The sequence below is a fragment of the Streptomyces humi genome, assembly GCF_001005085.2.
Taxonomy (GTDB): domain Bacteria; phylum Actinomycetota; class Actinomycetes; order Streptomycetales; family Streptomycetaceae; genus Streptomyces; species Streptomyces humi.
The window spans coordinates 1-19,400 of record NZ_LBMU02000121.1 but is presented as its reverse complement, the minus strand read 5'-3'; the positions used below and the strand labels follow the sequence as shown (position 1 = coordinate 19,400).

Here is a 19,400-nt window from a genome sequence, read left to right as displayed (position 1 = left end):
CGAAGAGCATGATCTGCGGGTCCTTCAGGTGTTCGGACCGTTTGCTCGTGGCGCGTGGCAGGACCACCTGGGCGGAGACGATCTCGTCGTCGAGGAGCCAGCGCAGCACGTCGATCTCGTGGACCGCCGTGTCCAGCGCGGCCATCGCGGAGGTGTAGCTCTCCGGCACGGTGGGGTTGCGGTGGGCGCAGTGCACGATCAGCGGTTCGCCGATCGTTCCCGACTTGATGATCTGTTTCATCTGGCGGTAGCCGGTGTCGTAGCGGCGCATGAAGCCGACCTGGACCAGGCGGCGGCCGTGTGCCTGCTCGGCCTCGACGATCTTGAGGCAGTCCTCGGCGGTGGTGGCGAGGGGCTTCTCGCAGAAGACCGGTTTCCCGGCGGCGATCGCGTTCAGCACGTGTTCGGCGTGGGTGGGGCCCCAGGAGGTGACGAGGACGGCGTCCACGTCGTCCGCGGTGACCACGGCCGCGCCGTCGGCCAGCACCCGGGCACCGGGCGCGTCGGCCGCTGCCTCCCCGGCGCGGACGGGGTCGATGTCGGTGACCGCGGTGACCCTGGCTCCGGTCACGGTCTCGGTGAGGCGCCGGATGTGCTCCTTGCCGATCCAGCCGGCGCCGATCACTCCTACACGAACGGTCATGGTCATTCCTTAAGGGGGGTCAGGAGAAGCGGGCCCGGAGTTCGGCTTCGAGGGTTTCGAGGGTGCGGCCCTTGGTCTCGGGGACGTAGAGCTTCACGAAGGTGAGCGAGAAGATCCCCGCCACGACGAACAGGAAGAAGGTGTTGGAGATCCCGATCGCGGACACCAGCGACGGGAAGACCAGGCCGATCACGAAGTTGGTCAGCCACAGCACGACGGCCGCCACACCCATCCCGAAGCCGCGCATCCGCATCGGGAAGATCTCGGAGAGCATCAGCCAGGTCACCGGGGAGATGGCGCCCTGCTGGAAGGCGAGGAAGGTGACCGTCATGGCGAGCACGGCATAGGCCCGGCCGTCCCCGGTGGGCAGTACCAGCGAGAACACACCGATGAACAGCAGCGCCAGCGTGGTGCCGATCTGGCCGGTCATCAGCATCGGCCGGCGGTCGACCCGGCCGAGCAGCCAGATGCCGACGAAGGTGGCGAGCACGGAGATCACGCCGTTGGCGATGTTGGCGGTCAGCGCGGTGTCCGAGGCGAAACCGGCGTCCGAGAGGATCTGGGTGCCGTAGTACATGATCGTGTTCACGCCGGTGATCTGCTGCACGATCGCGATGCCGAAGCCCACGAACATCAGCTTGCGCAGCCACGGCGTGGCCCTCATGTCCTGCCAGCCGCCGAGCTTCTCCTGCTCCTCCTTCACGGCGAGCGCGGAGACCTCGGCCAGTTCGGCCTCGGCGCGCTGCTGGGAGCGGACCTGCCTCAGGACCTCCAGGGCCTCGTTGAAGCGGGTCCGGGAGGCCAGCCAGCGCGGGCTCTCCGGCATGACCAGCATGCCGAACCACAGCACCACGGCCGGGACGGTGGCGATCACCAGCATCCAGCGCCAGATGCCACCGGACTCGCTGCCCACGTTCGCGATGACCGCGTTCGAGGTGAAGGCCAGCAGCTGGCCGCTGACGATCATCAGCTCGTTGCGGGTGACCAGCGCGCCGCGCCGCTCGGCGGGGGAGATCTCCGCGAGGTAGACCGGCACGGTCACCGACGCGCCACCGACCGCGAGGCCCAGCACGAAGCGGGCCACGATCATGACCGCGGTGGTGGGGGCGAGGGTGGCGCCGAGGGCGCCGACGAAGAACAGCACCGCGAGGGTGAGGATCGTACGGCGGCGGCCCCGCGCGTCCGAAAGCCGGCCGCCGGCCACCGCGCCGAGCGCGGCACCCAGCAGCAGCGAGCTGGTGACCATGCCCTCGGTGACCGAGTTCAGCCCGAGGTCCTTGCTCATGTACGGCAGCGCGCCGTTGATGACACCGGTGTCGTAGCCGAAGAGCAGTCCGCCGAAGGTGGCGATGATCGTGATGAGCCGCAGCCGCCGGGAGACCGCCGGGGAGGGCTGGTCGGTCACGGGGGCGGTGGCCTGGATCGCGTCGTCCCTGACGTTCATGTGGCCGCCTCCTACCGGTTCGGGTTCGGGCGACGGGTACCCGACAGGCCGTGGCCGCTCAGGTACTCGCGCGTGCTGGTGGCGATGGGCAGCGGCACCTCGGGGGCGCACGGGTACAGGTCCTGCTCGACGATCACGAACAGCTCGGCGTCGAGCTTCGCCAGCTCGGCCACCACGTCGGCCGGGTTCGGCACGCCGGCGGGCGGCGAGACGCACACGCCCCGCTTGACGGCCTCGCCGAAGCCCAGGTCCTCGGCGGCCACCTGGGCCAGGATCTCGGGGTCCATCTGCTTGATGTGGACGTAGCCGACGCGCTCGCCGAAGCGGCGGATCAGGTCGACGTTGTCACCACCGCCGTAGGCGACGTGCCCGGTGTCCAGACACAGGTTGGTGTAGCGGCCGTCGGACTCGTTGAGCAGCCGCTCGATCTCCGGCTGGGTCTGGATGTGGCTGTCGGCGTGCGGGTGGACGACGAGGCGCACGTCGTACTCGTCGAGGAGCAGCTTGCCCAGCCGGTCGGCGGCCTTGCCGAAGCCCGCCCACTGCTCGGCGGTCAGCTCGGGCGACTCGGTGAACGCGCCGGTCTTCTCGTCCCGGTACATGGGCGGGATGAGGACCAGGTGGTGGGCGCCCGCGGCCTGGGTCAGGCCGGCGACCTGGCGGACGTGGGCGAGCATCTCGTCCCAGGCCTCGGGCCGGTGCAGCGCGCCGAACGCGGTGCCGCCGGAGACCTGGAGGCCACGGGCGTCGAGCTCCGCCTTCAGCCGTCGCGGGTCGGTGGGGAGGTAGCCGTACGGCCCGAGTTCGAACCACTCGTAGCCGGCCTGCTTCAGCTCGTCGAGGAAGCGGGTGTACGGAACCTGGTGCTCGTCCTCCGGGAACCAGATGCCCCAGGAGTCGGGGGCGGAGCCGAGGCAGAGGTTGCCGACTGTGGTGCGGAGGGGGGCTGGCGCCGTTGCCATGGCGTGTCCTTCGGGGGAGGGGACGGGGGTCCGGAGACAGGTCGGCCGGGGGGTGTGGAGCAGCCCGTTGGAACGGGCCTCTGGCGCGCTCTACTAGCGCGCTCTAGTGCGAGTACGATGGCCCCTGTCCAAATGTCATGTCAATACCTTGTTGCCGGGGGATTTCCCGGAGCCGTCGGGAGCAGGCCCTAGGGTGGGCTCTGTCGAAGGGTGGGTGCACAGGTGGATGCAGCGGGCAGGCAGCGGCCGACGATGGCCGACGTCGCCGAAAGGGCCGGTGTCTCCCGGGCGTTGGTGTCGATCGTGTTCCGCAACCAGCCCGGCGCGAGCCAGGAGACGCGCGAGCGGGTGCTGCGGGTCGCCGACGAGATCGGCTACCGCCCCGACAGCGCGGCCCGCCTGCTGGCCCGGGGCCGCAGTCGCACCCTCGGTGTCATGTTCACCGTCCACCAGACCTTCCACACCGACCTCATCGAGGGCATCTACCCCGAGGCCGAGCGGCTCGGCTACGACGTGCTGCTCTCCGCGGCCGCCCAGGGTCGCAGCGAGGAGAAGGCGGTCGAGGCGCTGCTCGGGCATCGCTGCGAGGCGCTGATACTGCTCGGCCCGGACGCGGAGCCCGCCTACCTGGACGGTCTCGGCCAGCGTGCCGTGACGGTGTCGGTCAGCCGGCGGGTGCCACGGGCCCGGGTGGACTTCGTGCACAGCGCGGAGAGCAAGGGCGTCCGGCAGGCCATGGACTACCTGGTCGAGCTCGGCCACCGCCGGATCCTGCACATCGACGGCGGCGACGGCCCCGGCTCGGCCGAGCGGCGCCGGTCCTACCGGGCCGCGATGCGCCGGCGCGGCCTCGACGGGGAGATCCGGGTGATACCCGGCGCGCACACCGAACAGTCCGGCATCGAGACCGGCCGGCTGCTGCTCGCGGAACGCGAGCGGGGCCTGCCGCTGCCGACGGCGGTACTGGCGGGCAACGACCGCTGCGCGATGGGCGTGATGATGGCCATGACGCGCGGCGGGATCGAGGTTCCGCGGGACGTCTCCGTGGTCGGCTTCGACGACAGCCACCTCTCCCACCTCATGCCGGTCGGCCTCACCACGGTGCGTCAGGACGCCGGGCTGATGGCCGAGTACGCGGTGCGGTTCGCGGTGGAGCGGCTGGAGAATCCCGAACTGGCGCCGCGTGAGGCGGTGCTGGACCCGAAACTGGTCGTGCGGGGCACGACGGGGCCGCCCCCCGAGGGAGACGGCCCGAGTGCCTGACGGGTACTGACGCGTCGTCAGCGGGTGCCGTTGTCGGCGAACTTGGCGATGGTGTCGGCGTTCTCCTTGGTGACGAAGGCCGGGCCGGTCAGGACCGGGGCGGTGCCGCCGCCGCTGTAGTTGCCGTTGTTCTTGTAGAGCCACAGCGAGTCGACGGCGAGGTAGCCCTGGAGATAGGGCTGCTGGTCGACGGCGAACTCGACCGACCCGCTCTGGATCGCCGAGACCAGGTCCTTGTTGAGGTCGAAGGTGGCGACCTCGGCCTTGCTGCCGGCGTCCTTCACGGACTGGACGGCGGTCAGGGCGATCGGGGCGCCGAGGGTGACGACCTGGTCGATCGAGGAGTCCTGCTGGAGCTTGGCGGTGATGGTGGACTTGACCGAGGGCATGTCGGTGCCGTTGACGTAGATCTTGTCGGTCTTGCCCTTGAAACCCTTGGTCAGGCCCGCGCAGCGGGCTTCGAGGGCGACCTGGCCCTGGGCCTGCACGACACACAGGGCGTGCTTGGCGCCGAGCTGGTTGAGGCGTTCACCGAAGGCCTCGCCGGCGATGTTCTCGTCCTGGCCGAAGTACTCCAGCATGCCGAGCTTCTTCCAGGCGTCCAGGCCGGAGTTGAAGCCGACCACCGGTATGCCGGCGGTCTTCGCCTTGGCCACGACGGCCTTCAGGGCGTCGGGCGTGGCGGCGGTCAGGGCGATGCCGTCGACCTTCTGGTCGATCGCGTTCTGCACCAGGTTGGCCTGGTTGGCGGCGCTCGGGTCGGCCGAGTAGACCAGCTTGATGTTGTCCTTGGCGGCGGCCGCGGCGGCGCCCTTGCGGATCAGGTCCCAGAAGGTGTCGCCGGGCTGGGCGTGGGTGATCATGGCCACCGTCATGCGGGGCGTGGACGCCTTGCCCGCGGCCGCGGCCGCGCCGCTGTCCTCGGACTTCTTGCCGCCGGAGCTGCTGGAGCAGCCCGTGGCGAGCAGGGCGCCCGCCAGGACGGTGGCGGCCATGGCTGCGGCTCGGTGGTTTCTGTGCATGTCCCTGGCACCTCGCTGTGCGGTATGGATCGGCTCTGGGGAGCGGAACGAGCGGTGATAACGGGGGAGGGCCGCCGGCGGTGGGGGCTGTGGGGCACCGGTGGCCGACCGGGTGCCTCGCACGGGCGGGGATGGAGCTCCGTACCGCCGGCCAGGGGTGCGGCCGACGGCTCCTGAGGGGGCTAGAGCGCTTTATTAGCGCGCTCTAGTGACACGTACTATGGGGTCGCTCCCAGGGGATGTCAATCACTTTGTCATGACGTTCCAACAAAGAGACCGAGGCGTGCGCGAGCGGGCCGGGAGGCGGAGTGCCGGCCGGCCGCTCACCGCGTACTGCACACCGTCTTCGGCGCTGTTCTGCCGTCGTCGTCCTGCGCGGACTGGGCGTCCTGCACCCGCTGCACGTCCTGGAGGAGACGCGGGACGCCGGGGTTCTGGCCGGCGGCGATCCTGGCGATGGTTTGCAGGACGGCCTCGTAGAAGGCGTCCCGTACGGCGGGTGCCATGACGTCCGAGGCGTCCAGGCAGCGCGGGCCCGTCCGGAGCCGTTCGGAGATCTCGCGGTCGATCGCGCTGCGCTGCGATGTCACCTGGCGGTTCGCCGAGAAGACGCCGAGGCGGGCCCACTTCTGCTGGCCCTCCTTCGAGGCCAGCTTCCGAATCAGTTCCCTGGCCGGGGAGCGGCTGCTGAACAGCGCGGCGAAGTCGCCGGTGACCTCGTGGGCCAGGACCGGGCCGCCGCCGGGCAGCAGCGGAGCGGAGTCCAGCAGGCCCGCGTGGAGCGCGTCCGACTGGTAGAAGGAGCGGGCGAAGGACCCCTGGTGCTCCAGGCCGCACCTGCCCCAGGCGTCGAACAGCAGCCCGTGGCTCTTCGGGGAGCCGCGGTGGTCGGTGAGCAGGGCGTGCCTGGCCGCGGTCCGGTCCTGCCCGAGCAGCCCGGCCCACGCCTCCCAGGCGGAGCGCACCGGAGCGCTCCGCCACCACTGCGCCTTGCCCGTGCCCAGCGCCCACTTCTCGTACAGGGCCGGGCCCGCGTGTTGCAGCACGAGGTCCTCGATCCAGTCGGTGCCGGGCCAGCCGGAGGCGCCGTCGTCTCCCATGCCGATGCACCAACTCCGCAGCCGCGCGGGCGAGTCGGGGGGCTTCTCGCCCTGCCGGTACCAGACGATGCTCTTCAGGTCCGCCTTGACCGGCACCCAGTACACCGACGAGGAGTCCGTACCGGTCGCGTTCCACGGCGCGCCGTACTGCGCCGGGTCGTAGAGGCGGTTCAGCGGCTTGAGACGGCCCTGGTCGGCATACTCGGCGAGCTGGCCGATGCCCGGCATGATCACGATGTCCGGCGGCTCTCCTGACTGGACCTCGGAGAGCAGCACATCGCGCTGGGCCGCGGTGCCCTGGTACTGGAAGGGGATGCCGAAGCCCCGCAGCACCTCCTCGAACTGGTCCGCCTGGTCGCCGGTCCAGGTGCCGAGGATGGTCACCGGCTGCCCGTCGTCGTGCCGGGCCCAGGCCACCACCATGCCGCCGGCCGCGATCAGCGCCATGACCACCAGCACGACCAGTACCTTGAACCGCCGGGTCACCGCCGCCTCCAGTAGTCGCTGTCGAGCCGGAGACCGAGCCCCAGCGTGGGCAGTACGACGACCAGCAGGCCGCCGACGACCGTGGCCAGGTACACCCGGTCGGTCCAGGCGTCGTCGTCCAGTCGCTGCCGGACCTCCTCCGACGTCCTGGTGACGCTCTGCTGCGCCTCGACCAGCCCCGCGCCGGTCTGCCGGGACAGGCCGGTGATCTGCTGGAGGTCCCTGAGCGCCCCGTCGAGCCGGCCCTCGGTGGCGGACGTCGTCAGCACCGGGAACACCGCGAGCAGCACGGTGAGGACGAGGGCCGCGAGCAGGTACGGGTTCCAGTCGCGGCCGCAGCGGTCGCGCAGCACGAACAGCGCCGAGAGCAGGGTCAGCGCCAGTGCGGCCAGGGCGAGTTCGGCGAGCCACCAACCGGCCTGCTGCCACCGCCCCATGGCGGCCGTGACCCTGGCGTGCCGCAGCTGGGTCCGCTGTAGTTCGTTCAGGCGGGGAGCGAGCCCCACCGTGTCCCGGGTGAGCAGCGAGTGCGCCTCGTCCAGCTTCTGCTCCCGCATCAGGGGCTGGTCGCGGTACTGGGACGTACCGAGGTTGAGCGAGGTGCTGTACGTGTTCAGCAGACCCATGACCGTGCCCAGGTCCTGGTCGGTGCGGTCCGCGATCCGGGACAGGCCCTGGTCGGCGGCGGAGAGCTGGGACCGGTAGGTCTCGCCCGAGCCCGCCACGTCGACCAGGTGCATCCGCACCAGGGCCCGGGCCTCCTGGTCGGCGCGGACCGCGGCCAGCCGGGTGCCGGCGAGCCCCTGCACGGCCGGCGCCTCACGGGTCGCGAGGGCGGTGGCGCCGCGCTGGGTCTGCCGGTAGGAGAAGAACAGCGCGGTCGAGGCGACGGCCGCGCACAGGAACAGCACCAGCAGGTGCGTCTCCAGCAGCCGGCGGGTGCGCCAGGGGGCCAGCCGCCGGCGCCAGAGGACGGCGGGGGAGTACCGCCGTGAGGAGGCGACGCGTACGGTCGTCACAGCAGCTCCTTCCCGCAGGTGATGCAGTAACGGGCCTCGCTCCCGGCCCGGGTGTCGCAGTTGCCGCAGCGCGGGCCGGGCCGGACACCGGCGCCGTCCGGCGGGGGCGCGCCGGGACCAGACCCGGCGCGCAGGATCATCGAGCCGAGCGTGCCGGCGTCGACCGCGCGCAGCCGGATCCGTCCCTCGGCCGCGTCCTCGATGTCGGCGACCGTGGCGATCTCGTCCAGCACCCACCCGGTGCCGAACCGGGCCGCCAGCCGGGCCGCCTGCCCCAGGCAGGTCTCGGCGGTGTCCCGGCGCTGCTCCCGCAGCGCGGCCAGCCCCTCGCGCAGCGCACCCCGCATCCGGCCGGTGGCGTTGAGGCTGAGCACGCTGTCCGCGCCGGCCGCGAGCGGCGGCGCGGACCGGTCGGCGAGGTGCCAGCGGGCGACGACGGGCTCGTGCACGTCCCCGACGGACACCATGGCGAACTGCAATTCGGTCTCCAGCGGGTCGTTGTCGGCGTCGGCGACCAGGGTCAGCAGGTAGTCGCGGCTGCCCTGCTCCCACTGGTAGGTCGGGAAGCTCCAGCGGTCCGGCCGGCCCGGCTCCGGCAGGCCGCCCAGGCGGTGCGGCCGCGGTGCCTTCTCGCTGAGCGACACCTGGCGCACCGAGGGCCGCAGGGTGACCTCGATCGGCAGCTGGGGCGAGTGCACCCGGCGCAACCGCGCGATGGCGTCCGTGACCGCCCGGCCGAGGCCGTCGTCGACGAACTGGGCGGTCCCGTGCAGCCGTTCGGCGAGGGCCAGCAGCGGATCGGGGGACCAGTCGGCGCCCACCGCGAACACGTCGCAGGTGAACAGCCCGGCACAGGCGTCCAGTTCCTCCTCGAGGCCGGTCTCCCGGGCGGCGCTGCTCCCGTCGGTGATCAGGATCAGGTGCCGGACGGACAGCGGGCGGCCGTCGAGCAGGGCGCGGGCCGCGGCCACCCAGCGCGCGTAGCCGGCCGGCCGCGGCGCGTCCCGGTGCAGGGACAGCGCGCCCGCGGCGAAGGCAGCCCGGCGCCGCTGGTTCTGGTCGGCGACGGCCCACTCGGTGTCGTCCAGCGGATAGCAGCGGACCGGCTCGGGGCCGCCGCCCAGCACGGCGAACGAGATCCGGTCGGGCAGCGCGCGCAACGCGGCCGGCAGCGCGTGCCGGACGGCCGCCCGGCGGGACTCGGCGACGTCCACCGCGATGATGACGGCGAGTTCGACCGCGGGCAGGTCGGTGGGCGCGCCGTCGGCGGCCACGTCGACCCGGAGCCGGGCCTCGATCTTCGCGCTCCGGTGCGGGCGCGGATCACCGTCGAGATCGACGCGGAGCCGGATGCCGGGCTGCGCCGGCCGGGTGTGGCTGCTCATCCCCTGCCTCACCCCTCCTTCCCTGGCACGGCCGGAACACCGTGTTCGGCCGGAACACTGCTTACGGTCGGAACTCTGCGTGCGGTCGGAACTCCGCGTGCGGTCGGACTTGCTTTGCGGTGGAGACTGTGTACGCGGTCGGAACTCTGCTGTGATCGGACTCGGTTCGCGGTCGGGGCTCTGCTGCGGTCGGACTCTGTGTGCGGTCAGGAAGTCTGTTCGTGGTCAGAACACCGTTTGTGGGCGTACGGCGTGCACCAGGTCCACCAGGTGTTCGTGGGCCGCCGCCGACTCGTGGTGGCGGGCGGCCAGTTGCCGGTAGAGCGACTCCATGCGGGCACGCAGCTCACGCTCCGGCGCGCTCAGCCGGCGCAGCCCGCGGGCGTCCAGCCGGCCGGCACCGCCGCCCGGCGGGCCGGGCCGGTCGTCGAGGCTGTGCAACGCGTCCAGTTTCCATTCGTGCAGTTCGATGCGGAGCCGCAGCGCCTCGTCCTCGGACAGGCTCGGCTCGCCGGCGCCCGGTCCCCGGCCCACCAGCCGGGGCAGTTCGGCCAGCGCCGCGTCCACTTCGGCGGGCGCGGGCAGCGGGTCGACGTCCCCGGGCAGCCGGGCCGCCCGGATCCGCAGCGCGGCGATCCTGGCGACCGTGTGGTCCAGGGTGCCGGGCCCCACCCGGCCGAGCACGTCGAGGGCGGCCCGCCGGTCACCCGCGCGCAGCGCGAGCCGCGCGAGGCCGAGCGCGGCTCCGCCGTGCGCCGGGTTGCGGGCGAACACCGCCTCGTACAGTGCCGCGGCGGCGGGCCCGGCCGTGTCGTCGCCGAGTTGTTCCCCGCAGTAGGCCAGCGCCAGCTTCGGCGCGTACTCGCCGGGCAGTTCGAGATGGACCCGCATGAAGTGGGTCCTGGCCTCGGCGACCTGCTGCCGGTCGGCGTCCGGACCGGCGCTGCGCAGCGCGAGCAGGGCACGGTGCCACTCCAGCCGCCACCGGCGTACGGCCGAGGGCCCGGGGATGGAGTCGGCGGTGTCGAGTTCCGCCTGCGCCAGTTCCAGGTCCTCCCGGGTGTTGCGGCCGAGCAGGACCCGCACGTTGTGCAGACAGATCTCCACCGAACGCGGCTTCTCGTCCTCCTGGCCGAGGAGCTGGCCCGGGTCGTAGCCGCTGCTCACCTCGAACCGGGCGGTCTGCGGGTCGCCCGGGTACCGCCGCGGCACCGGCAGACAGCCGGCGATCTCGGCGGGGGTGGGGGCGCCGAGGTCGAGGGCCGGGGCCACCGGCGGCGCGTACCGGTCCGGGCGCGGACGGCGCAGCCAGTGCTCGATGCCCGGCACGGTGCCGAGCCGGGCGCCCAGCAGCTGCGGGGACGGCCGGAAGTAGTCCGACGGCTCGGGCGGATCGCTCTTGCCGCGCAGCGCACGGATCTCCCGCAGCGCACCGCGCAGTTGGCCGGCCATCTCGCGGGCGTCGGCGAACCGCCGGCCGGGGTCCTCGCGGACGGCACGCTCGACGACCCGGCGGAAGGAGTCGGTGCCGAGACCCGGCACCTCGGTCACCGCCCAGCCGGCCAGCTCCCGCAGGGTGACGCCGACCGTGTGCAGGTCGTGGGCGACGGTGGGCAGGCCCGAGAACGCGGTCTCCGGCGCCATGTACTCGGGGGTGACATGGGCGGGCGGCAGGCTCTGTCCCTCCTCGCGCATGCCGCCGAGGTCGATGACCTTGACGCCGTCCCCGTGGTGCACGACGTTCGAGGGCTTCATGTCGCCGTAGACGAAGACCCGTTCACCGCCGTCGTGCAGATGGGCGAGCGCCTCCAGGATGTGGCAGCCGTAGGCCGCGACGTGTTCGATGTCGAGGACCGACTCGCCGCGCCGGGTCTCCTCGACGACCTTGGCGAGGGTGCCGTCGCCGACGTCGTCCATGACGATGTGGCCGCCGGTGGTCTCACCGCTGTCGTCCCGCCGGGCCACGAAGTCGCGGATCTGGACGATACGGGGGTGGCGGATGGCGACCAGGTTGCGGCGCTCGACGTCGGCGAGCCGGGCGCCGTCGTGCTCGTAGCGGTTGAGCAGGCCCTTGACGGCGACGACGTCACCGAGGTGGGTGTCCTCGGCGAGGTAGACCCAGCCCTGGCCGCCGTGCGCGATGGGCCCCATGATCCGGTACTGGTCGCGCAGCATCTCGCCCCGGCTCAGCTCCGGTTCGTACGAGTAGCGCGCGCCGCAGGCCGGGCAGTACCCCTTGAGGGGGACCGGCCCGGCGGTGTAGGGCGGGGCGAAGGTGATGCCGCAGTCCGCCGCCGAACAGCCCATCCGGATGCTCAGCGGTGCCTCGGGACGGATCAGGCGGGCCCCGGCGGGACGGGCGGTGCGCTCGGGCAGCGCGAGGAGTCGGTCCGGGCCGAGGCCCCGTGGCTCCGCCGGCAGCACGGGCAGCCCGGGCCCGTCGGCCGCCCGGCCGCACACACCGCACCAGCCGGTGGCCAGCACCGCCCCGCCGCACGGAGCCCCGTCGAAACGCCGGTGCGGACAACTCGTCACCGCCACGGCCACCTCCCTCCCCGCCCGGTGCGCGGCGACGCCGGTCGCCGCCCGGGGTACCGCGACGCCTGTCCCCGCCGCACGGGCCGCATCACCGGGCCTCCCGGTGGGCCGTGTCGTGGCGGTTCAGGTCGGTGCGCAGGGTTCTGACCAGGGCGCGCAGCCGGGCGAGCTGCTGCTGGGGGTCCGGTACGCCGTCGATCCGGCGGCGCTCGGCCCGGCGCAGGTCGGCGGTCTCGGTGACGGAACCGAGCGAGGCGCTGGCGACGACGCCCCGGCGGACCGCGTTGCCGAACTCGGCGAGTTCCAGCCGGCCGAGCAGGGCGTCCGCGTGGTCCAGGAGCGCGGGCCGCAGCAGGTCGTCGCGGGCGGCGGCCCAGCCGGCCCCGCCCTCACGGCGGAACGTCAGCAGCAGACGGAATTCCAACTCCCTTAATCGAGCCAGGAGTTCGATGAGCGGGCCCGGCTGCGGGTCCTCGTCGAGGCCGTGGACGACGACCGTGACCGGCCGGGCGGGCGCGGCCCCCGCCGCCGGCGCGGGCCGGCTCCGGGTGCCGAGCAGCCACTCCCAGTGGGCGAGATAGGCGCCGACCGGGAACGAGCCCACCCCGAGCGCGTGGTCGGCCAGGCGCGGTCTGCCGTCACCGCCGCGATGGACCACGTCGGCGCGGTGCAGCAGATGACCCAGCGACCGCTCCTTGCCGCTTCCGGGGGGCACCACGCTGATCTTCACCGGCTCCTCGTCCGGGTCGTCGAACCACCGCTCCACCCGCTCCTCGAACCCGTGGTCCCAGGCATCCGGGCCGCTCAACCCCGCCACGAACGGGGAGAGTTCGGCGATGCGGTCGACAGGCACCAGGTACGAGAAGGCGAGCCGGTTCTCCTCGGGCAGCGGCGCGCCCAGGTCGCCGCGCCAGCTGACGACGAGCCCGACCACGCGGGTGGGCGCACCGTCCCGGGGCCGGGTGCACACGGCGGCACCGCTGAAACCGGCGCGCACCACCTGCGCCTTGGTGAGGGAGTCGAGCTGGACCCGGTCGCCGCTGGCTCCGCCGATCCGGCCCCACAGGCTCATGCCGTCGTCGAAGCCCTCGGCGTAGCCGGTCGCGTACACCTCAAGGCCGGCCGTGAGCCGGCGCTCCAGCGGAGCGGGACGGGCCCGCGGACGCGGGCTGTCCAGTCGTAACACGGCCACGTCCGCGCCGCGTTCGCCGTCCCGTAGCCAGCCGCCCGGCATGACCCGTGCGGCGACCGGCTCCAGCTCACCGTTCTCGGCGAACTCCAGCCACATCGTCGCGTCCGGGTGGCGCACCACATGGGCACAGGTCAGCGCCGTGTGCTGGTCGACGAGTACACCGGCCCCGCAGACGGGGCCGTGCGCGTCCTCGCGTCGCAGCCTGAGTCTCCAGTCCGCACGCAGTTCCCCCATGCTGTCTCACACTACGCGCGGGGCATGGTGCGTCCCTAGACTTGTGAGCGGCTCGGATCGGTCAGTCAACGGAAGCCGGCGGGGTGTTGTCATGGGGGATCCTGAACCGATCGGCCTCGCGGAGGCCATCGGCGCGGTGCGCGCGGAGCTGGTCCGGGCGCAGGCCGAAGGGGCCGAGAGCGACTGGCGGTTCAGCGTGGAGCAGGTCAGCCTGGAGTTCTCGGTGCAGTTCCACCGGGGTGGTGAGGGCGGCGCCGGACTGCGCCTGGGCGTGGTCGACGCCCGCGTCGGCGGCTCGGTGAGCCATGACTCCACTCACCGCATCCAGGTCGACCTGAAACCGCTGCCCGGCCCCGGCGGCCGTCACCACGAGGTGAGCCGCGAGGACGGCGGCTCCCTGTCCCGGGACAGCACACCTAGCCGGTCCCCGCGGGGGACAGGGCCGTGAGGAGGCCCTCGGCGAGGTGCCGGGCCGGGCGGCGGTTCTCCCGGGCCGCTGCCGCCCGTACGACCGCGCGCAGCTGTGCTCCCGGATACGTGCCGGCGTAGGCCCGGCCGTCGTCGGCCGCGTACGCCGCGCCGAGCGCCGGTCCCAGGGCCTCCGCGTGGGCCTCGGCGAAGGCACGGGCGTTCGCCCCGCTGCTGAGCCGCGCGTACTCGTGGCCGTACGCCTCCGCCTCGGCCGTGGAACATCCGTTGGCCAGCGCGTAGTCACGGGCGCCGGCGTGTCCCTCGGCGTAGGCGGACGCCCGGTCGTAGGCGGCCTCGAACAGGCTCAGCAGCACCGGGCCCAGAGCCGACCCCCAGGTGTCCCGGTCGGCGGGCGCGCCCCGTGCCGCCGCCCGGTGCAGGTCCGTCACCGCGTCCCCGCCGGTCCCGGCCGTGAGCAGCGGAAGCACGGTGTCCGCCTGCCAGATGTGCACGGACCGCAACCCGGCCGGCGTCCGCGCGGTGCTCAGCAGGCCGTGCAGGCGGGCCGCCCAGACGTCCGCGTCGGACGGCGGCAGCTCACCGTGGACGGCGGTTGCGAGACCCCACAGCCAGGCGGGAACGCCGACGGCGGGCGACTCGACGCACCCGCTCCGCAAGGCGGCGAGGAAGGACTCCTGGTCGACCGTGGCGGTGGCGGTGGCGGTGGTCGTGGCGGTGGTCGTGGCGTTGCCCGCCGTGTGTGTCATGTCCGCTCTCCTCCGGCCCGGTCAGGCGTGCAGGCTCGTGCCGTCGATCGCCACCCGGCGGCCCTCCCGGGTGTGCGGGAAGTAGTCCCACACGGCGTGGTGCTGGACACTGCGGTTGTCCCAGAACACCAGGGTGCGCTCCTGCCAGCGGACCCGGCAGTGCAGCAGCGGGGTACGGGCGATGTGCCCGTACAGCATCGCCAGCAGGGCGTCGCTCTCGGCGCGCGCCAGCTGGGTGATGTGCGAGGTGTACGGGGCGTTCACGAACAGCAGCCGGTGGCCGGTCTCCGGATGGCGGACCACGACCGGCTGTTCGGTGCGCGGCACGTCGTACTCGGGCGGCGGGGTCAGCCCGGCGTCCGTCCAGGGCTTGGCGCCGTCGTGGAGGGCGGTCAGGCCGTCCAGGAACCCGCGCAGTGCGGGGGAGAGCAGTTCGTAGGCGAGGTGCATGTTGGCGAACAGGGTGTCGCCGCCGCTGCCGCCCTCGGGGATCCTCGTGATGTACAGCATGGAGCCGAGGGAGGGCTCGGCGTCGGCGGTGCCGTCGGAGTGCCAGCCGTTGCCCGCCACGGCCTTCGAGTCCTTGTCCGCCTTGATCTCCAGGATGTGCGGGTCGGATCCCTCGGCCGCCAGGGCGACGGGGTGCAGTTCGCCGAAGACGCCCGCGAACCGCTTGTGCGCCTCGGGGGTCAGGTCCTGGTCGCGGAAGACCAGGACGTGGTGGGTCCCGAACGCGTGCCTGAGCTCCTTCTCCTGCTGGGGCGTCAGTTCACGGGCGAGGTCGAGGCCGCTGACCTCGGCGCCCAGCACCGGGGTGATGGGGGAGACGGACAGGGTCTCGTAGGGCTCGGCGGGACGGGTGGTGAGCCGTTCGACGGCCCGCAGTGCGTAGTCCTCCATGAGGGATCTCCTTGGAATTCCGGAAACGGGGGAGTGGGGTCAGAGGCCGCGGTCGAGGAGTTCGGCGATCACGAGGCGGCCGAAGGCGAGGTTGCCGTGGATGGTGTCGTCGGCGTGGCAGAAGACCGGCCGCTGCCGTCCTGAGCCGTCGGTGACGCGGGCGCGCAGGTCGACGATCTCCACTCCGCGGGCGGCGAGTTCGGAGCCGACGACGGTCTGGGCGGCGAAGAACACGGTCGGGTCGGACATGCCGGGGACGCGCTGCGGGGGCAGGGGGGCCAGCACCCGCAGTCCGAGGGCGGCCGTGTGGTCGTAGAAGGCGAGCGCGCCGCGGACCGCGGCCCGGACCAGGTCGGCGAAGAGGGTGCTGCGCAGGAACCCCTCGGGCACGGTGCCGTGCCGGTCACGGTGGACGTCCCAGTTCTGCCGGGTGGCCACGGTGTGGGCACTCAGCCCGAACGTGCACACGAGCGGCACCTCGAGCCCCGCGAGCCCGGTCACCTCCAGCGCGTCCAGGAACTCCCGGACCAGCCGCCCGGCCTCCCCGTCCCGGAAGACCGGCTCACCCTCCCCAGCGCCGTCGGCGACGTCGAAGAAGGGACCGAGGAAGTCACGTCCCGAGCCGACCGGTCCGCCCACGAAGGGCAGACCGGCCTGTCGCGCGGCCCGTCCCACACAGCCGGCGTGGGAGTCACCGAGCAGGAGGAACCGGGCGGGCACGGGGGGCGTGGTAGTCGAGCACGGCGTCGTCACACCAGTGGTCCTCTCCGCCGGTGACGGGGGTGGTCTGTGCGGGTGCGGGTGCGGGTGCGGGTGCGGGGGCGCGTGCGGGCGTGTGCGGGTTCGACGCGGGGTCGGTCCCGGGCCGGACGGCGCGGAAGAAGTGCCGCATCACGAAGGCCACCCCGTCGGGGCTGACCGTGCGCAGGTTGGGTTCGAAGAACGCCGCCCGGTACGGGAAGCCCGTGACGATCTCGTACGACGGGAAGTAGTCGACGTCGTCCGAGGCGTCGGCGAGCTGACCGGCCGCCGCGCGCAGCACCGACTTGGAGTGGGTGGTGGCGACCAGGGCGTGACGGCCGGTCGCGGTCGCCGTCAGCGGGACCGGGGAGACCGTGAGGACGGTACGCAGACGGGAGTTGACGCCGCGCGCCATCGCGAGCACGTCGGAGAGGTCGCGGAGCACCCGGTCCACGGTGTGGTTGTGCAGGACGTGCCGGCCGGGGTCGTAGCGGCCGCGTACGGTCCCGGGGCACATCGGCAGGACGGTGCCGGTGCGCAGGTCGTGCCAGGCCTCGGTCAGCCCGAGGGTGAACACCAGGACGTCGGCGGTGACGAGGGCGGTGCGGACGGCGTCCAGGGTGACCGCGCGGGCGCGCAGCACGTCGTCGGCGCAGGCGTGGCCGTCCGGTTCCACGGCCGGCCGGTAGGGGTCGTGAAAGCGGCCGTCCTCCTCCCAGACCTCCTCCGGCGGCTTCTCCTCGGCCAGCGCCCAGGCGACCCACTGGCGGAGCGCGGCGGCCGTGTAGACGTTGCCGGTCCGGAAGGAGAAACGGCGGTAGCCGCGGGCCGCCTGTTCGGCGGCGGTCAGGCCCGGGGGCGGGAGTTCGGCGTCGTACCAGTGCATGCCCTCGGCCAGCAGGGTCCGGCCGATGTGCGCGGCGAAGCAGGAACCGGCGGTGATGACGGGATCGTCCTGGCCGATCGCGAACTTCGGCGTCCACAGGCCGTCGATGTCCGCCGGGTCGGGTTCGGCGACCGCGGTGCGCCAGAACGACCGCGCGGGCAGGCGGGTGTACGGATGCTGCACGGGTGGCCTCCTCAGATCCGGCCGGCGGGCTGCGGCCGGGCGCCGGACGGACCGCCTGCCGGGCCGGTGGCGGGCCGGGCCGCGGTGCGGGCGGCGGACGGTGCCTCGGCGATGGTGGCGGCGATCTCCCCCACGTACGGCTCGGCGACGATCTGGTAGTGGTCGGCGTCGACGTGGCGCAGCCGGTACGGCGCCGGCAGATGGGCGTCCCAGGCGCCGGGGGCGGTCGGCTCGGGCGCGAGCGTGGCCTCGCCGACGGGTCGCGTCGCCAGCCAGACGGCGGTGGGTGTCCGGTGCAGCCGGGGCAGCCGGTGTCCGGCCATGGCGGCCAGGTTGGCCCGGCAGCAGCGCGCGAGCCGCTCCGCGTAGGCACGACCGGACTCCGGGAGGCTTCCCGCACGGGTGCCGGTACCGGTACCGGCACCCGTGCCTGTGTCCGTGGTGCTGGTGCTGGTGCTGGTGCTGGTGCTGGTGCCGGTGTCGGCGGTGTCGGTGCCGGCGGTGCGTGTGTCCGCGCCGGTGCCGGTGCCGGTGCTGGTGCCGGTGCCGGTGCCCGTGGCGGTGTCGCCGCGGTTGCCGTTGCCGCTGAGTTCGCATGTGAAGACGGCCTGGATCTGTTCCTCGTCGTAACCGGCGAGGCGGTGTCCGGCTCCGGGCGGCGGCGGGTCGAGGAGATGGAGGGCGGTCACCGGCCGGTCCTCCGCCTCGGCGAGCGCGGCCATCGACAGCGCCGTCCATGCCCCGAACGACCAGCCGGCCAGCCGTAGTCGGCGTCCGGGTTCCGGGAACTCCCGCCGCAGGGCGGCCAGATAGTGCCCGGCGCGCTCGTCGATCGTGCGGTGGGGCAGCCCGGGGTCGCGCAGGCCGGGATCGGCGATCAGGCAGACGGTGAGGTCGTCGGGCAGCGCGGCCACCAGAGGCCGGTAGGCCTGGACGTCGCCGCCGACCGGATGCACCAGACACAGCACGTCCGAGCCGGCCCCGCGCTGCCACACGTCGACGTCCACCCGACCGTGCGGCGCGTCCACCCCGCCCTGGGAGCCGGTGGCGACGCCGACGTGTCCGAGGATCTCCGTCAGGCTCACCCGGTGGCTCAGCCGGGACAGTTCGATGCCGGTGCCGTGCCGGCGTTCGATCTCGTCGAGGAGTTCCAGCAGGGTCAGCGAGTCCGCGCCCAGGTCGTACAGCGGGGTCTCGGGGTCGACGGCGTCCACGCCGAGGAGGGACCTGACGATCTCGGTGATCTCCGTGCCGGGGTCACCCGGCACGCGGGCCGGGGGCCCGTCGGCGGCGAGCGGTGCGTAGAAGGCCCGCGCGGCCGTCAGGTCCGTGGTGCTGACCAGCAGGTACGGCAGCTGGAGGTGGAGGGCGCGCTCGAAGACGGCCGTGCCCTCCTCCGGGGTGAGCGCCACGGTCAGGTGCTCCCGGTGCCGGGCGTCCCCGTGGGCGGCGTGTGCCTGGGCCATGCCGACGTCCCGCCAGGCGTCCCAGCCGACGCTCATCCGTACCGTGGCGTCGCCGCCGGGCACGGCGCGGTGGGCGTGGGCGTCGAGGCAGGCGTTGGCGGCCGCGTAGTCGAACTGGCCGACCCCGCCGAGTCCGGCCGCCGCGGAGGAGCAGTACAGGACGTAGTCGGGGGCGTGCTCGGCGACGAGCAGTTCGACGAGCAGGGCGCCGCGCAGTTTGGCGGCCGTGGTGCGGCGGGCGGCGGCCGGTTCGCGCCGTGCCAGGAGCCCGCCCGCGGCGGTGCCGGCGGCGTGCACGATGCCGGCGAGGCCGTCGAGCAGCGGCGACAGCCGGTCGGCGACCGCCGCGGGATCCTCGGCCGCGAGGTCCGCCGTGACCAGAGTGACGCGACCGCCGAACCGTCGCAGCGCGGCCGGTACTCCGTCGGTGCCACGGGCGACCAGGAGGACCCGGTTGCCGGGGTGCCGGAGGAGGTTCGCGGCCAGTGTGCCGCCGATGCCGCCGGTGCCGCCGAGGATCAGATGGGTGCCGGGCGGGGCGGCGGGCCGCGGCGCCTCACCTGCGGGGACCGGCAGGGTGGTGCGGTGCCACCAGAAGCCGTCACGCAGGGCCGTCGTCCGGACGACGGCCGGTCCACCGGCCCCGCCACCGCTCGCGGGGCCGGCGGGGAGGGCGTTGGGGAGGCCGACCGGGTGGTGGGTGTTGGTGGGGTGGCTGTTGGTGGGGGCGGCCGAGTGGGCGTTGGTGGGGTCGGTGG

Annotated in this window: 16 protein-coding genes; 2 read left to right on the top strand and 14 right to left on the bottom strand. The window is 73.3% G+C overall.

All coding sequences use genetic code 11. The annotated features are described in order from the left end of the window. The 3 genes from AAW13_RS41195 to AAW13_RS41185 form a co-directional block, all read right to left on the bottom strand. The coding region (locus tag AAW13_RS41195) for a Gfo/Idh/MocA family protein (RefSeq protein WP_143145091.1) at nt 1-643 on the bottom strand (643 nt) is incomplete at its 3' end. 19 nt (nt 644-662) lie between these two features. Further along, nucleotides 663-2,087, bottom strand: a complete 1,425-nt coding sequence (locus tag AAW13_RS41190) for a sugar porter family MFS transporter (RefSeq protein ID WP_046728593.1) — start codon at nt 2,085-2,087, stop codon at nt 663-665. Nucleotides 2,088-2,098: 11 nt separating this feature from the next. Further along, nucleotides 2,099-3,049 (bottom strand): TIM barrel protein, encoded by a 951-nt coding sequence (locus AAW13_RS41185; protein WP_046728594.1) that lies wholly within the window; start codon nt 3,047-3,049, stop codon nt 2,099-2,101. Between the two features lie 252 nt (nt 3,050-3,301). Between AAW13_RS41185 and AAW13_RS41180 the strand changes: the two genes are divergently transcribed. Beyond that, a complete protein-coding gene (locus AAW13_RS41180; RefSeq protein ID WP_046728595.1) occupies nt 3,302-4,312 on the top strand; it encodes a LacI family DNA-binding transcriptional regulator in 1,011 nt (336 codons plus the stop codon). A gap of 17 nt (nt 4,313-4,329) precedes the next feature. Here the strand turns inward: AAW13_RS41180 and AAW13_RS41175 are convergent, their stop codons facing one another. The 6 genes from AAW13_RS41175 to AAW13_RS41150 form a co-directional block, all read right to left on the bottom strand. Beyond that, on the bottom strand, nt 4,330-5,334 hold the full coding sequence (locus AAW13_RS41175; protein ID WP_046728596.1) for a substrate-binding domain-containing protein: 1,005 nt from the start codon (nt 5,332-5,334) through the stop codon (nt 4,330-4,332). A 323-nt stretch (nt 5,335-5,657) separates the two neighbouring features. Beyond that, a complete protein-coding gene (locus AAW13_RS41170; RefSeq protein WP_046728597.1) occupies nt 5,658-6,920 on the bottom strand; it encodes an ABC transporter substrate-binding protein in 1,263 nt (420 codons plus the stop codon). After that, nucleotides 6,917-7,939, bottom strand: a complete 1,023-nt coding sequence (locus AAW13_RS41165; protein WP_052768508.1) for a hypothetical protein — start codon at nt 7,937-7,939, stop codon at nt 6,917-6,919. The genes AAW13_RS41170 and AAW13_RS41165 overlap by 4 nt, the downstream gene beginning before the upstream one ends. Continuing rightward, entirely contained in the window at nt 7,936-9,324 is a 1,389-nt protein-coding gene (locus AAW13_RS41160) for a vWA domain-containing protein (RefSeq protein ID WP_046728598.1), read from the bottom strand. Before AAW13_RS41160 ends, AAW13_RS41165 begins: the two co-directional genes overlap by 4 nt. Nucleotides 9,325-9,549: 225 nt before the next feature. Then, nucleotides 9,550-11,859, bottom strand: a complete 2,310-nt coding sequence (locus tag AAW13_RS41155) for a tetratricopeptide repeat protein (protein ID WP_046728610.1) — start codon at nt 11,857-11,859, stop codon at nt 9,550-9,552. Between the two features lie 91 nt (nt 11,860-11,950). After that, nucleotides 11,951-13,288: a S1 family peptidase gene (locus AAW13_RS41150; protein ID WP_046728599.1), complete on the bottom strand. Its 1,338-nt coding sequence runs from the start codon at nt 13,286-13,288 to the stop codon at nt 11,951-11,953. Between the two features lie 91 nt (nt 13,289-13,379). On the opposite strand from AAW13_RS41150, the gene AAW13_RS41145 reads away from it, so the two are divergent. Continuing rightward, nucleotides 13,380-13,736, top strand: a complete 357-nt coding sequence (locus AAW13_RS41145; RefSeq protein WP_046728600.1) for a trypco2 family protein — start codon at nt 13,380-13,382, stop codon at nt 13,734-13,736. Here the strand turns inward: AAW13_RS41145 and AAW13_RS41140 are convergent. The 5 genes from AAW13_RS41140 to AAW13_RS41120 all read right to left on the bottom strand — a co-directional run. Then, complete coding sequence (locus tag AAW13_RS41140; protein WP_240528912.1) at nt 13,705-14,466, bottom strand: hypothetical protein; 762 nt, start codon at nt 14,464-14,466, stop codon at nt 13,705-13,707. The two genes, AAW13_RS41145 and AAW13_RS41140, sit on opposite strands and share 32 nt — an antisense overlap. 21 nt (nt 14,467-14,487) lie before the next feature. Beyond that, nucleotides 14,488-15,366, bottom strand: coding sequence for a TauD/TfdA dioxygenase family protein (locus AAW13_RS41135; protein WP_046728601.1), 879 nt, complete (start codon nt 15,364-15,366; stop codon nt 14,488-14,490). Nucleotides 15,367-15,405: 39 nt separating this feature from the next. Beyond that, on the bottom strand, nt 15,406-16,086 hold the full coding sequence (locus AAW13_RS41130) for a hypothetical protein (RefSeq protein WP_240528911.1): 681 nt from the start codon (nt 16,084-16,086) through the stop codon (nt 15,406-15,408). Beyond that, on the bottom strand, nt 16,058-17,176 hold the full coding sequence (locus AAW13_RS41125; protein ID WP_046728602.1) for a GSCFA domain-containing protein: 1,119 nt from the start codon (nt 17,174-17,176) through the stop codon (nt 16,058-16,060). The genes AAW13_RS41130 and AAW13_RS41125 overlap by 29 nt, the downstream gene beginning before the upstream one ends. An 11-nt stretch (nt 17,177-17,187) precedes the next feature. After that, nucleotides 17,188-19,400 (bottom strand): KR domain-containing protein (locus tag AAW13_RS41120; RefSeq protein ID WP_143145090.1); only part of this gene is annotated, 2,213 nt, incomplete at its 5' end.